At 70.7% G+C, this 13,473-nt stretch carries 16 protein-coding genes; 10 read left to right on the top strand and 6 right to left on the bottom strand.

Going from position 1 to position 13,473, the window contains the following annotated elements; all coding sequences use genetic code 11:
- Both H7A73_RS07415 and H7A73_RS07410 read right to left on the bottom strand, forming a co-directional pair.
- On the bottom strand, positions 1-232 hold a 232-nt coding region (locus tag H7A73_RS07415; protein ID WP_182065344.1), incomplete at its 3' end, for a GNAT family N-acetyltransferase.
- Positions 232-915, bottom strand: coding sequence for a DNA-binding response regulator (locus H7A73_RS07410; protein WP_017888078.1), 684 nt, complete (start codon positions 913-915; stop codon positions 232-234). The genes H7A73_RS07410 and H7A73_RS07415, both read right to left, overlap by 1 nt.
- Positions 916-1,044: 129 nt before the next feature.
- On the opposite strand from H7A73_RS07410, the gene H7A73_RS07405 reads away from it, so the two are divergent.
- The 3 genes from H7A73_RS07405 to H7A73_RS07395 all read left to right on the top strand — a co-directional run bounded on the left by H7A73_RS07405 (position 1,045) and on the right by H7A73_RS07395 (position 3,147).
- Positions 1,045-1,326, top strand: a complete 282-nt coding sequence (locus H7A73_RS07405) for a hypothetical protein (protein WP_182065343.1) — start codon at positions 1,045-1,047, stop codon at positions 1,324-1,326.
- A 136-nt stretch (positions 1,327-1,462) separates the two neighbouring features.
- The gene (locus H7A73_RS07400; RefSeq protein WP_182065342.1) at positions 1,463-2,065 is read left to right on the top strand and encodes an FABP family protein; all 603 of its coding nucleotides are present in this window, start codon (positions 1,463-1,465) and stop codon (positions 2,063-2,065) included.
- Positions 2,065-3,147: a YgfZ/GcvT domain-containing protein gene (locus H7A73_RS07395; protein WP_182065341.1), complete on the top strand. Its 1,083-nt coding sequence runs from the start codon at positions 2,065-2,067 to the stop codon at positions 3,145-3,147. Before H7A73_RS07400 ends, H7A73_RS07395 begins: the two co-directional genes overlap by 1 nt.
- Before the next feature lie 95 nt (positions 3,148-3,242).
- Here the strand turns inward: H7A73_RS07395 and H7A73_RS07390 are convergent, their stop codons facing one another.
- Positions 3,243-4,016 carry a class I SAM-dependent methyltransferase gene (locus H7A73_RS07390; protein ID WP_182065340.1) on the bottom strand — a complete coding sequence of 258 codons (774 nt, stop codon included), beginning with the start codon at positions 4,014-4,016 and terminating at the stop codon, positions 3,243-3,245.
- Positions 4,017-4,060: 44 nt separating this feature from the next.
- On the opposite strand from H7A73_RS07390, the gene H7A73_RS07385 reads away from it, so the two are divergent.
- A complete protein-coding gene (locus tag H7A73_RS07385) occupies positions 4,061-4,807 on the top strand; it encodes a phosphoglyceromutase (protein ID WP_182065339.1) in 747 nt (248 codons plus the stop codon).
- Between the two features lie 64 nt (positions 4,808-4,871).
- Here the strand turns inward: H7A73_RS07385 and H7A73_RS07380 are convergent, their stop codons facing one another.
- Positions 4,872-5,420 (bottom strand): AAA family ATPase, encoded by a 549-nt coding sequence (locus H7A73_RS07380; protein ID WP_182065338.1) that lies wholly within the window; start codon positions 5,418-5,420, stop codon positions 4,872-4,874.
- A gap of 49 nt (positions 5,421-5,469) precedes the next feature.
- Positions 5,470-6,138, bottom strand: coding sequence for a phosphate signaling complex protein PhoU (gene phoU, locus H7A73_RS07375; RefSeq protein WP_027466613.1), 669 nt, complete (start codon positions 6,136-6,138; stop codon positions 5,470-5,472).
- A 146-nt stretch (positions 6,139-6,284) separates the two neighbouring features.
- Here phoU and H7A73_RS07370 point away from each other — a divergent pair, with 146 nt between their 5' ends.
- Both H7A73_RS07370 and H7A73_RS07365 read left to right on the top strand, forming a co-directional pair.
- A complete protein-coding gene (locus H7A73_RS07370; RefSeq protein WP_182065337.1) occupies positions 6,285-7,451 on the top strand; it encodes a sensor histidine kinase in 1,167 nt (388 codons plus the stop codon).
- A complete protein-coding gene (locus tag H7A73_RS07365; protein WP_027466611.1) occupies positions 7,448-8,128 on the top strand; it encodes a response regulator transcription factor in 681 nt (226 codons plus the stop codon). The genes H7A73_RS07370 and H7A73_RS07365 overlap by 4 nt, the downstream gene beginning before the upstream one ends.
- A 124-nt stretch (positions 8,129-8,252) precedes the next feature.
- Here the strand turns inward: H7A73_RS07365 and H7A73_RS07360 are convergent, their stop codons facing one another.
- Positions 8,253-8,909 (bottom strand): hypothetical protein, encoded by a 657-nt coding sequence (locus H7A73_RS07360; RefSeq protein ID WP_182065336.1) that lies wholly within the window; start codon positions 8,907-8,909, stop codon positions 8,253-8,255.
- Between the two features lie 141 nt (positions 8,910-9,050).
- Here H7A73_RS07360 and H7A73_RS07355 point away from each other — a divergent pair, with 141 nt between their 5' ends.
- The 4 genes from H7A73_RS07355 to rlmB all read left to right on the top strand — a co-directional run bounded on the left by H7A73_RS07355 (position 9,051) and on the right by rlmB (position 13,314).
- Entirely contained in the window at positions 9,051-9,533 is a 483-nt protein-coding gene (locus H7A73_RS07355) for a CarD family transcriptional regulator (protein WP_017888066.1), read from the top strand.
- A gap of 61 nt (positions 9,534-9,594) precedes the next feature.
- Complete coding sequence (ispD, locus tag H7A73_RS07350; protein WP_182065335.1) at positions 9,595-10,833, top strand: 2-C-methyl-D-erythritol 4-phosphate cytidylyltransferase; 1,239 nt, start codon at positions 9,595-9,597, stop codon at positions 10,831-10,833.
- A gap of 32 nt (positions 10,834-10,865) precedes the next feature.
- Positions 10,866-12,275: a cysteine--tRNA ligase gene (cysS, locus tag H7A73_RS07345; protein WP_182065334.1), complete on the top strand. Its 1,410-nt coding sequence runs from the start codon at positions 10,866-10,868 to the stop codon at positions 12,273-12,275.
- 28 nt (positions 12,276-12,303) lie between these two features.
- Positions 12,304-13,314 (top strand): 23S rRNA (guanosine(2251)-2'-O)-methyltransferase RlmB, encoded by a 1,011-nt coding sequence (gene rlmB, locus H7A73_RS07340; RefSeq protein WP_182065333.1) that lies wholly within the window; start codon positions 12,304-12,306, stop codon positions 13,312-13,314.
- The last annotated feature ends 159 nt before the right edge of the window (positions 13,315-13,473 follow it).

Raw genomic sequence — 13,473 nt, 5'->3', positions numbered from 1 at the left:
GAGGAGCGGCCCCGCCGCCCAGCGCGAGTGCCTGGGACACCAGGGCCGTGCCGATGCCCTGGCCACGGGCCTCCTGGGCGACGACCATCTCGAGCTCACCGTCACGGACCACCGCGACCCCGTGATCGACGGTCAGGACGGTCGCGCGCCCCGCGCGGACGTCCACCAGGGTCTGATCGGAGAACGGGGGAGCCTCGCCGGGGGCGACGAAGCTGCCGAGGTCGGGCAGCACTACTGCCCCATCAGGCGCTCGGCCTCGTCGTCGTAGACGTTGAAGCGGTACCCGACGTTGCGCACGGTGCCGATGAGCGACTCGAGGTCGCCGAGCTTGGCGCGCAGCCGTCGGACGTGCACGTCGACCGTGCGGGTGCCACCGAAGTAGTCGTAGCCCCAGACCTCGCTGAGCAGCTGCTCGCGGGTGAAGACGCGTGACGGGTGGGTGGCGAAGAAGCGCAGGAGCTCGAACTCCTTGAACGTCAGGTCGAGGGGCCGGCCGCGCACCTTGGCCGAGTAGCTGGCCTCGTCGATGACGACACCGGATGCCTGGATCTTCGAGCTCGTCTGGCCCTTCGCCGCACGACCGGCCGACAGCCGGATGCGGGCGTCGATCTCGGCCGGGCCGGCGCTCTCGAGCACGACGTCGTCGACGTTCCAGTCGCTGTTCACGGCGGTCAGCCCGCCCTCGGTGACGACGAGAACGATCGGCGTGGTAGACCCCGACGAGGCGAGGATCTTGCACAGGGCCTTCGCGCTGACCAGGTCGGTGCGGGCGTCCACGAACATCAGGTCGCTCTGCGGGGCGTTCACCAGCTGTGCGGCCTCGGCCGGCACGTGGCGGATCCGGTGGCTCAGGAGGCCCAGGCTCGGCAGGACGTCTCCGGGCGCGGTCGAGGTGAGTACCAGGAGCTGTGCCACAGGACCTCCGGAGGTGGATGACGTCGTGGACACATCCTAGTGATGCTCGGGAAGTCCTCATCCGGCCGGACGGTTTGCGCGGCAAGCCGCAAGCGCGCGCCGGGCGTCACCCCTGCCATGATGGAGCGCGTGACCGAGCCCGTGCCCCCCACCGACCAGCGTCGCCTGCGGCTGACGTCCGTCCTGCCGGTCTGGGTGTTGGCGGTCGTCGGGGCCGTGCTCGTGCTGACCCTGGCCGAGCGCGACGCGTTCGCCTGGCTGCTGCTCGTCTTCGTCGCCTGCGTGATGGTCAGCTTCGTGCTGCAGCTCATCACCGCCACCAAGGACGGCCTGGTCGAGCGCATCAGCATCGCGTCGTCCGGGGCGTTCGTCGTGGTCCTCGTCACCGCGGTGGTGCTCCTGGTGCGTTGAGCCGAGCCGCGTAGACTCCGAGCATGGATTCGCTGCTTGCGCTCGAGCTCTTCTACGTCGGCCTCCTCGGCCTGGCGTCGCTCGCGATCGCGTTCATCTCGGTGGTCGTCGTCGTGAAGCTGTTCAAGGGTCAGCGTTGATCGAGCTGCCCGAGGGCCTCGCCCCCGAACTGGTCCCGCTGTCGTGGCTGGTCGGCGTGTGGGAGGGCACCGGCGTGGTCGAGTACCCGGTCGGTGACGACGACGCGGTCCGGAACTACGAGTTCGGCCAGCGCGTCAGCTTCAGCCACGACGGCCTGCCGTACCTGAACTACTCGTCGACCACCTGGCTGCTCGACGACGACCACACCCCGCTCGCGGCCGAGATGGGCTACTGGCGGATCGACCGTCCGACGGAGCCCGGTGACCGGGGTCCAGCGATGCTCCTGGGTGAGGGCCCGACGCCGTTCAGCACGGTCGAGAGCGTCGAGGCGCTCCGCAACACCACCGACGGCTTCGACGTCGAAGCCGCGATCATCCACCCGACGGGCGTCAACGAGCTCTACGTCGGCCGCGTGCTGAAGGGCCGGATCGACCTGTCGACCGACGCCGTGATGCGCTCGCCGAACGCGAAGGACTACTCCGCCGCGACCCGCCTGTACGGACTGGTCGAGGGCAAGCTCTTCTGGGCGTGGGACATCGCCGCGCTCGGTCGCGAACTCACCTCGCACGCCTCGGGGCAGCTCGCGAAGGTCGACTGATGTCGGTGTTCGCCGCGCGTGACGGCTTCGTCGCGGCCGACTCCGTCGCCGCACACTTCGGCAACCCGATCGGGGAGCAGCGCCTGCTGACCCGTGGGCGCGCCGTCGTCGAGCTCGGACTCGGTGTCGTCACCGTCTCCGGACCGGACCGACTGTCGTGGCTCAACTCGATCACCTCGCAGCAGCTCAGCGGGTTGCCGACCGGTGTGAGCACCGAGACGCTCGTGCTCGACCAGGCCGGACGCGTCGAGCATGCAGCGCGCGTCGTCGACGACGGTGCGACGGTCTGGCTGCTCACCGAGCGCGCTGACGCTGCGCCGCTCGCCGGCTGGCTGGACTCGATGCGCTTCATGCTCCGGGTCGAGGTCGCCGACCGCTCCGCCGACTTCGTCACCCTCGGCTGGTTCGGCGCGGACGCCCCGTTCGCGTCCGTGGAACTGCCGGAACCGCCCGTCGCCGAGTGGGTCGACCCGTGGGGTGCCGTCACGCCGGGCGGATGGGGCTACGCCGATCTGGAGGCCCACCCCGGCTCCGACTGGACCCTCCGCATCGCCGTGGTCACCCCCGGTACCGCGGCCGCGATCGCCGCGTCGGACGTCCCCGTCGCGGGGCTGCTCGCGTACGAGGCCCTGCGGATCGCCGCTTGGCGCCCGACCCTGTCCGACGTCGACGAACGGACGATCCCGCACGAGCTCGACTGGCTCCGTTCCGCGGTGCACCTGTCGAAGGGCTGCTACCGGGGGCAGGAGACCGTCGCGAAGGTCCACAACCTCGGGCACCCGCCGCGACGGGCCGTGCTGCTGCACCTCGACGGGTCCGACGGCGTGCTGCCGGCGCCGGGCACGCCCGTGCTGCTCGACGACAAGCAGGTCGGTCGACTGTCGGCGTCGGCGATCCACCACGAGCTCGGTCCGATCGGGCTCGCCGTGGTGAAGCGCTCCCTCGACCCCACCGCGACCCTGCGGCTCGAGGCCGACGACGTCGTGGTGACCGCGGCGCAGGAGACCATCGTCCCGCCCGAGGCCGGTGCGACGGCGAACGTCCCGCGCCTGCCCCGCCTCGGAGCCGTCAGACGCTCCTAGCTCCCCGTCGACGATTGCAGAACACCGGTGTTCGCCGGTCGCACCGCGGTTTGCGCGTGTTCGGAGCGCGAACACCGGTGTCTTGCGTCGGAGGGTCAGGCGGGCTCGACGGCCGACCACGGGACGCTGAGCTCGCCGAGCCGCCAGCGCGTCACCCCGTGCAGCACCGGCCAGCCGCGGTCACGCATCCCGCGCACCGTGGCGATCCACCGCTGCCGGGGCCCGTACGTGCCGAGCGGTGCGGCGACCGCCCACGACAGGTCGAGGTCCCGCAGGAAGGCGTGCACCCGTTCGCCGGGGACGTTGCGGTGGATCAGGGCCTTCGGCAGCCGCTCGGCGACGATCGAGGGCACGTCGAGCCCGGCGAGCCGGAGCGACACCGTGAAGGTCCGCGGCGCGACGTCGTCGAGCGTCACCCACGAGGCCACCCGGCCGACCTCGTTGCAGGTCCCCTCGACGAGCGCACCACCGGGCTGCAGCCGGTCCTGCATGATCCGCCACGACCCGATCACCGCGGACTCGTCGTACTGCCGCAGCACGTTGAACGCGCGGATGACGGCTGGTCGGCGCTGCCCGGGCGTCGGCGTCTCGAAGCCCCCCAGACGGAACGTCACGCCGTCGCGGGTCCCGGCGTTCGCGAGTGCGACCCGCGAGGGCTCGATCTCGATGCCCGTCACCTCGACGTCGGGTCGGACGGCGGCCAGCCGGTCGCGCAGTTCGAGGGTGGTGGTCGGCGACGCCCCGTAGCCGACGTCGGCGACGAGCGGGTCGTCCGTCCGGCGCAGCACCGGCAGGGTCGCGATCCACCGGTCGACGCGGCGGAGCCGGTTGTACCCGGTGGTCCCGCGCGTCACGTTCCCGATGGGCATGCGTCAAGGGTACGGGGCCGGTACCGCTCGGTAGACTCGCAGACATGACCTCCACGCTCGTCCTGCTCCGTCACGGCAACAGTGACTGGAACCAGAAGAACCTGTTCACCGGTTGGGTCGACGTCCGGCTCAGCGAGCTGGGCGAGAAGGAGGCGAAGCGCGCCGGCGACCTCATCGCCGAGTCCGGCATCGTCCCCGACGTCCTGTACACCTCGCTCCTGACCCGTGCGATCCAGACGGCCGACATCGCGCTGCTGCAGGCCGACCTGGCCTGGCTGCCGGTGAAGCGCGACTGGCGCCTCAACGAGCGCCACTACGGCGACCTGCAGGGCAAGGACAAGGCCCAGACCCTCGCCGAGTACGGCGAGCAGCAGTTCATGGAGTGGCGCCGCTCGTTCGACGTCCCGCCGCCCCCCATCGCCGACGACGCCGAGTGGTCGCAGTTCGGTGACCGCCGCTACGCCGAACTCGGCGACCAGCTGCCCCGCACCGAGTCACTCAAGCTCGTGATCGACCGTCTGCTGCCGTACTGGGAGTCCGACATCACGAAGGACCTCGCCGCCGGCAAGACCGTGCTGGTGACGGCCCACGGCAACTCGCTGCGTGCGCTCGTGAAGCACCTCGACGGCATCTCCGACGACGACATCGCCGGCCTGAACATCCCGACGGGCATCCCGCTGGTGTACGAGCTCGACGACGACTTCACGCCGACGAAGCCCGCCTCCTACCTGGACCCCGAGGCCGCCGCGGCCGGTGCCGCCGCCGTGGCCGCCCAGGGCGCCAAGAAGTAGCGGTACCCGCGAGAACGCCCCGTCCGGCATCCGGGCGGGGCGTTCGTCGTACCGGTCGCAGCGCTCAGACGAAGTGCGACGCGATCTCCTGCACCAGACCCCCGACGTCGTAGGGCTTCGTCGTGTCGACCCGGATCACCGGGACGCCGGGCAGCCCGACGGGGCGGGCGTCCTCGCCGTGTTCGTCCCAGAAGGCCAGCACGTCGGCCAGGTCCCCGTGCACCTCGTGCCGCACCGGCACGGTGCCCGGTTCGTACCGGTCGCGCAGCCGCTGCTCGGCGGTGGCGCGGTCCGTGTCGCACCACACCTCGACGGCGCGAGGCGACCCGGCGGAGGCGAGTCCGGCCTCCAGGCGGTCCCGGTCACGGGACGGCAGCCACACCGCGTCGAGGACGACCCCGTTCTCCACGGCCCGCGCCATGGACCACATCGTGTCCATCGCGATGCCACCGAGCGGACGCGAGGCGATCATCGGGCCGACGACGTCGGCGAGGGGCTCCTTGATGCGGTCCTTCGACAGGAACGGGCAGCCGAGCACCTCGGCGAGGGCCGTGCCGATGCTGCTCTTGCCGGAACCGGGCATGCCGTTGACGATGATCGCGACCTGGGCCATGCCACGATCCTCGCAGACCGATCGGGCCGGGTCAGACGATCGGGCCGGGTCAGACCGCCGCGGTCGAGGTGGACGCGCCGGTCCAGTCGCCGGTCGCCAGGTACTCGACCTTCTTCGCGATCGAGACCGCGTGGTCGGCGAAGCGCTCGTGGTAGCGAGAGGCCAGCGTGGCGTCGACGGTGTCGATCGGACCGCCCTTCCAGGCCTCGCCGAGCACGAAGTCGAAGACGCTGGCGTGCAGCTCGTCGACGGCGTCGTCTTCGTCGCGGATCTCGGCCGACAGCGCGATGTCCTCGGTGGCGAGCAGCCGCGTGAGCTTCTGCGCCATCGCGACGTCGTGCCGGCCCATCTCCTTGAAGGTGCTGCGCAGGCCCTTCGGCACGACCTTCTCGGGGAAGCGCTGGCGGGCGAGCTGCGCGATGTGCTCGGCCATGTCGCCCATGCGCTCGAGCGAGGAGCTGACGCGCAGGGCGGTGACGACGACGCGCAGGTCACGGGCAACCGGTGCCTGGCGGGCGAGGATGTCGATCGCGATCTCGTCGAGGCTGTTCGCAGCGAGGTCGATCTTCTCGTCGTCGGCGATCACCTCTTCGGCGAGGGCGACGTCGGAGTCGCTGAAGGCCTGGGTGGCTCGGGTGATGGCGGACTCGACGAGCCCGGCGATCTCGGTCAGTCGCTCCTGGACGTCCTGGAGTTCCTGCTGGAAGACTTCGCGCATGGGGGAGTACCTCTCTCTGCGTACCGGACGAGTGTCGTCAGCCCAGGTGAACGAACGGTGACGCGGGGCTGAACGCTTCGCGTTCTGGCCTTCCGCAGACGGTGAACGGTACCGGAACCCCGCATGACCATCCCTACACTGGCGGCATGGACAACGCGTGGCTCGTGCCACTGTCGATGCTCCTCGGCGGGGTCTTCGGCGCGGGCGTCGTGGTGCTGATCATCACCGCCGAGCGGACGGCACGTGCTGCCGACGTGGCGGAGCGGACCCTGCCGGACGGCGTCGCAGCGGTCATCGCGACGATGCACAACCCGGCGGTCGTCATCGACCCGTCGAACACCGTCGTCGCGGCATCCCCCCAGGCCCTCACCGCCGGGCTCGTCGTGCGCCGACGCCTGGTGCACCACGAGCTGCTCGAGCTCATCGACCGGGTGCGCAAGAGCGGGGAGATGGGGTCGGAGGACCTCGAGCTGCCGCGCGGCCGCCACGGGGAGCTCATCGGCTACCTCAGCTTCCGTGCCGCCCAGCTCGGCAACCGGTACGTCCTGCTCACGGCGGACGACCTGACCGAGAGCCGGCGCATCGACGAGGTCCGCCGCGACTTCGTCGCCAACATCTCGCACGAGCTGAAGACGCCGATCGGCGCCATCGGCCTGCTGTCCGAGACCCTCGTCCTGGCCGCCGACGACCCCGTGCACGTGAAGAAGTTCGCCGCGCAGCTCATCACCGAGTCCGAGCGGCTCGGGGCGCTGACGAAGGACATCATCGAGCTGTCCCGGCTGCAGTCGGTCGACGCCCTCGAGAACAGCGAGGAGACCGGCATCGACAAGATCGTGCAGGCTGCGATCGATGCGAACGAGGTCGTCGCCCGAGCCCGCTCGATCGAGATCATCCGCGCCAAGAAGTCGAAGCTGCGGGTGATGGGCGACCGGGGACTGCTGCAGGTCGCGGTGTCGAACCTCATCGCCAACGCGGTGAAGTACTCGCCGGACAACACCCGCGTCGGCGTGGGCGTCCGGTCGTCGAAGGGCTTCGTCGAGATCGCCGTCACCGACCAGGGCGTCGGCATCCCCGAGGCCGACCTCGACCGCGTCTTCGAACGGTTCTACCGTGTCGATCCCGCACGGTCGCGCGCCACCGGGGGCACCGGCCTCGGGCTCGCGATCGTCAAGCACGTCGTCAGCAACCACGGTGGTGACGTGCGCGTCTGGTCGCAGCCCGGCAAGGGCTCGACCTTCACCATCCGTCTGCCCGAGGCAGATCCCGAACTGACCACAGCACTCGAAGAGCAACTGGAAGAGCAGCCATCGTGACCAAGATCCTCATCGTCGACGACGAGCCGGCCCTGAGCGAGCCCCTGGAGTTCCTGCTGCAGCGTGAGGGGTACGAGACCTCCGTCGCTGCCGACGGTGTGACCGCGCTGTCGAAGTTCGACGCGGAGAACCCCGACCTGGTGCTCCTCGACCTCATGCTGCCGGGCCTGAGCGGCACCGAGGTGTGCCGGCAGATCCGGACCCGCTCGAACGCACCGATCATCATGCTGACCGCGAAGGACTCGGAGGTGGACATCGTCGTCGGGCTCGAGCTCGGCGCCGACGACTACGTGACGAAGCCGTACTCGACCCGGGAGCTCCTCGCCCGGATCCGTGCCGTGCTCCGTCGTCGCACCGAGGACGACCCGGCGGACAGCGGCATCCTGCAGGTCGGCGGCATCCGGATGGACGTCGAGCGGCACACGGTGTCGGTCGACGGGTCCGAGACCCCGATGCCGCTCAAGGAGTTCGAGCTCCTCGAGCTGCTGCTCCGGAACGCCGGCCGAGTGCTGACCCGCGGGCAGCTCATCGACCGGGTGTGGGGTTCCGACTACTTCGGCGACACCAAGACCCTCGACGTGCACATCAAGCGCATCCGCTCGAAGATCGAGCGGGTCCCGTCGACCCCCGAGATCCTGGTGACGGTCCGCGGTCTCGGGTACCGCATCGAGGCCTGATGCAGACGGCCTGATGCAGACGGCCTGAGACGCACGGACAGGAGGCCCGGTGCGAGTCCGTGGGACTCGCACCGGGCCTCCTGTGCGAACGGTCCGGGCGCGGTGTCAGCCGCGCCCGTCGGGGTCAGTCGGTGCCGTTGTCGCCCTCGGACGAATCCGTCTGCGAGTCGGTCGGCTGCGTGCCGGGCACGGCCTCGCCGGTCGACTGTGCGCCGCTCTCGGACGGGGACGTCGAGGTGGGCGTCGGGGTCGGGCTCGGCGCGAGGGTCTGGTACTCCTCCTGCGAGCTCGTCAGCACCGGCACGTTGGCCGAGGTGCCCTCGGCGTCGGGGTAGCTGAAGTAGACCTTCACGAGCGAACCGGGCTCCGCATCCGCGTTGTCGAACACGATCGGCTCGGCGTCACCGGCGGTGGTGCCCTGCGTGGTGTCGCCCTCCTGCACGCTCGACTCGTCGTCGCTGCCCGCACCCGCGGCCATGGCGAGGTCGACGTGGGTGTTCGCCGGCACGTCGACGGTCTGGGTGTCGCCGCCGATCTCGATCGAGACGGTGTAGTCGTCCTGGTCGTCGTTGTTCACGAGCGTGCCGATGAAGCGGGCGCTCGCTCCGTCGTCCGAGATCAGCAGGGCGTTCCGCACGTCGACCTTGCCGGTCGAGACGTCCACGCCGTCGGTGATCTGCTTGATGTCGACGGTGTGGGCCGGCGACATGAACTCGCACCCGGTGGCGCCGAGCGCGATGGTTGCCGCAACGGCGACGGACACGAGTACCCGAGGTCGCAAGAGATTCCTCCGTAAGTCACGATGGAGACCGGGCGGTCCCCGCGCCCATCCTAGCGATCACCGGGAGGGGTGAGCGTTGAGGGTCCCCTTACCGGAACGGCCCTTGTGGTAAACTGGACGTCTGGGAACGGAGCCTGATACATGCAATTCGAGGTCGGCGAGACCGTCGTCTACCCCCATCACGGGGCGGCAACCATCTCTGAAGTCAAGACTCGCGTCATCAAGGGCGAGGAAAAGGTCTACCTGAAACTGCGGGTGACGCAGGGTGACCTGACGATCGAGGTCCCGGCGGACAACGTCGACCTGGTCGGCGTCCGCGACGTGATCGGCAAGGAAGGACTCGACAAGGTCTTCGAGGTCCTCCGGGCGCCGTTCACGGAAGAGCCCACCAACTGGTCACGCCGCTACAAGGCGAACCTCGAGAAGCTCGCTTCCGGTGACGTCATCAAGGTGTCCGAGGTCGTCCGCGACCTCTGGCGGCGCGATCAGGACCGCGGGCTCTCCGCGGGTGAGAAGCGGATGCTGGCCAAGGCCCGGCAGATCCTGATCTCCGAGCTCGCGCTGGCCGAGAAGACCGACGAGGACAAGGCATCGACCGTCCTCGACGAGGTCCTGGCTTCCTGAGCCTGACGACAGCGCACTGAACGCGACAGCACGAACGACGACCGCACGGTTCCCCGAAGGGGTGGACCGGGCGGTCGTCGTCGTTGCGGCGGGCTCCGGCACCCGGCTCGGCATCGGGACCGCGAAGGCGTTCGTGCCCGTGGCCGGTTCGCTGATGCTCGCACGGGCGCTCGAACCCCTGTTCGCGTTGCCGTCGCCGACGCTCGTCGTCGTGGTCGCACCGGCGTCGCACCTGGACGAGTGTCGGCAGGTGGTCGGTTCCGTCGCGGGTGCGGCTGCCGCGTACACGGCCGTCGTCCCAGGAGGCACGGATCGCCACGGTTCCGTCGAGGCCGGCCTGGCCGTCCTGCCGGACTCCGTCACCACGGTGCTCGTGCACGACGCGGCGCGCTGCCTCACGCCCGCCGCACAGTTCTCGCGGGTGTTCGAGGCCGTCGCCGCCGGCGACGGTGCGGGTGTCGTGCCGGCGCTCCCCGTCACGGACACGGTGAAGCGGGTCGACGGTGACGTCGTCGTCGAGACCGTCGACCGTGCGGCGCTCGTCGGGGTGCAGACGCCGCAGGGCTTCCCGCTCGCGGCACTGCGGCAGGCCTACGCGGTGTCGTCGCAGTCCGAGACGGACGACGCCGGGGTGTTCCAAGCCGTCGGGGGCACCGTCCGGTTCGTGCCGGGTGACGCCGACGCCTTCAAGATCACGACGCCGTGGGACCTCGGCCGGGCCGAGTCGATCGTGCGGGCGCGGACCGAGGCTGGTGCTGGTGCTGGTGCTGGTGCTGGTGCTGGTGCGGCTGCCGGAGCGGCGGCGGGTGCCAACCCGGCGGACGCTGTCGCCGCGGTCCGCCTCGGGCTCGGCGTCGACGTGCACGCCTTCGACGACGCCTCGCCCTGCCGTGTCGGGCTGCTCGACTTCCCCGGCGAACCCGGCCTCTCCGGGCACAGCGACGGCGACGCGGTGGCGCACGCGGTGTGCGACGCCCTGCTCTCCGCCGGGGGCCTCGGCGACATCGGCGGACGCTTCGGCACCGCTGATCCGCAGTACGCCGGCGCCACGGGCGACGTGTTCGTCCGCGGCGCGGTCGCGCTGCTCGCGGACGCCGGGCTCGTGCCGTTGTCCGTCACCGTGCAGGTCGTCGGCAACCGGCCGCGCATCGGTCGTCGCCGCGACGAGATGCAGGACGCCCTGTCCGCGGTCGTCGGCGCGCCCGTCGCCGTGTCCGGCACGACGACCGACGGGCTCGGGTTCACCGGCCGTGGCGACGGGCTCGCGGCGATCGCCACGGCACTCGTGCGTCCCTCCTGAAACCGCAGCCCCGCGCCGATTAGGGTTGAGGCGTGACCGTTCGCCTCTACGACTCCCGCGCCGCAGCCGTCGTCGACCTCGTGCCCCTGGTCGACGGACACGTGAGCGTCTACGTCTGTGGTCCGACGGTGCAGTCGTCGCCGCACATCGGGCACCTGCGGTCCGCGCTCGTCTACGACATCTGGCGCCGGTGGCTCACCCACCGCGGGTACCGGGTGACCCTGGTGCGCAACGTCACCGACATCGACGACAAGGTCCTCGACCTGGCCGCCGGCACGGACGAGGAGTGGTTCGCCCGCGCATACCGGGTCGAGCTCGAGTTCACGGCCGCGTACAACGCCCTCGGCATCCTGCCCCCGACGTACGAACCGCGGGCCACGGCGAGCGTGCCGCAGATGCACGAGATCATCCAGCGCCTCATCGACCGCGGGCACGCCTACGCCGCCGACGACGGCTCGGGTGACGTCTACTTCGACACCGGCAGCTGGGCCCACTACGGAGCGCTCACCCGGCAGCGGCGCGAGGACATGGTCGAGGCCGCCGACGCCGATCCGCGTGGCAAGCGCGACGCCCGTGACTTCGCGCTCTGGAAGGGTGCGAAGCCCGGCGAGCCGTCGACGGCCAACTGGGACTCCCCCTGGGGCGCCGGCCGCCCGGGCTGGCACATCGAGTGCTCGGCGATGTCGCGCCGGTACCTCGGCCCCGCGTTCGACATCCACGGCGGCGGGCTCGACCTGCGCTTCCCGCACCACGAGAACGAGCTGGCGCAGTCCACGGCCGCCGGGGACCCGTTCGCGTCGTACTGGCTGCACAACGGGCTGGTGACGGTCGAGGGGCAGAAGATGTCGAAGTCGCTCGGCAACTCGATCTTCGCCGCGGACTTCCTCGGATCCGCCCGTCCCGCCGTCGTCCGCTACTTCCTCGGTGCCGCCCACTACCGCTCGTCGATCGACCACCACGAGGGGTCCCTGGCTGAGGCCGAGGCTGCGTACGACCGCATCGCCGGGTTCCTCGAGCGCGCCGAGACCCGGCTCGAGGGCGTCCACCTCGCCGACGCCCCGGCCGTGCCCGAGGCCTTCGCCGCAGCCATGGACGACGACCTCTCCGTGCCCCAGGCCTTGGCCGTGCTGCACGAGACCGTGCGCACCGGCAACGCCGCCCTGGACGCCGACGATGCGGAAACGCTCGGGACCGCGTACCATCAGGTGGCTGCGATGGTGGAGGTGCTCGGCATCGACCCGCGAGCCGCCCACTGGTCGGGCGGTGGCCACGACACCTCGGCAGGCCCGCTCGCCGCCCTCGTCGAACGCCTCGTGCAGGAGCGCGCGGACGCCAGGGCAGCACGGGACTTCACCGCGGCCGACCGCGTGCGCGACGACCTCGCCGCCGCGGGCATCACGATCGAGGACACGCCGTCCGGAACACGCTGGAGCATCGCCTGAACACGGCAGTGCCGAACAGGAGCTACGCATGAAGAACGTCTCGGGAAGCAAGAAGGGTCGGCCCGGCGCCGTCCGTTCCGGTCGGAAGGGCAACAAGCAGGTCGGCTCCGGCGGCCAGGGCGCACAGGCCCTCGAGGGTCGCAAGCCGACCCCGAAGGCAGAGGACCGTCCGTACCACCCCGCCGGCAAGCGCAAGGCCGCGAAGGACCGCTTCGAAGCGGCCAAGGGCCGTCACGGTTCCTCGAGCACCCCGCAGGGCCGCACGGGCCGTCCGCCGGCACGCAAGACCGACGACTCCGAGCTGGTGACCGGACGCAACTCGGTGCTCGAGGCGCTCCGCACGAAGACCCCCTCGTCAACGCTCTACATCGCGTCCCGCATCGAGGTCGACGACCGCGTCAAGGAGATCCTGGCGCTCGCGAACCACCGCGGCGTGCCGATCATCGAGCTCATGCGTCCCGAGCTCGACCGCATCACCGGCCACGACAGCGTGCACCAGGGTGTCGCGCTCAAGGTGCCCGCGTACCAGTACGCCGTCGCCGAGGACATCGTCGAGCAGGCGTTCTCGCGCGACCAGGTGCCGCTGCTCGTCGCGCTCGACGGCATCACCGATCCGCGCAACCTCGGTGCGATCATCCGCTCGACCGCGGCCTTCGGCGGACACGGCGTCATCGTGCCGCAGCGACGTTCGGTCGGCGTGACGGCGTCGGCGTGGAAGACCTCGGCAGGTGCCGCGGCACGCACGCCCGTCGCGATGGCCCCGAACCTCACGCAGACCCTGAAGTCGCTCAAGTCGATGGGCCTGTTCGTCCTCGGCCTGGACGGCGACGGCGACGTCGAGCTCGACGGCCTCGAGCTCGCCGACCGGCCGATCGTGATCGTCGTCGGTTCCGAGGGCAAGGGCCTGTCGCGCCTGGTCACCGAGACCTGTGACGCCATCGTGTCGATCCCGATCTCGAGCGCCACCGAGTCCCTGAACGCCGGCATCGCCGCGAGCGTCACCCTGTGGGAGGTCGCGCGGCGCCGTCGCACCGCGTAGCCGCAGCACTTCGTGCGCAGGAATGGTCGCCTCCCCGAGCGGGAGGCGACCATTCCTGCTCACGGTGGCGTGCGGGGCTGGGCGTGACGGTCTGGAGGGCCGGTGCCGGTCTCCGGGACGTGGGCCGGGCCTCCAGGCGGTCACGTTCTCGACCCCCGA

Origin of the sequence: Curtobacterium sp. ME12, assembly GCF_903970855.1 — a bacterium.
Lineage (GTDB): Bacteria > Actinomycetota > Actinomycetes > Actinomycetales > Microbacteriaceae > Curtobacterium > Curtobacterium poinsettiae_A.
This window is presented reverse-complemented; position numbering and strand designations above follow the sequence as displayed.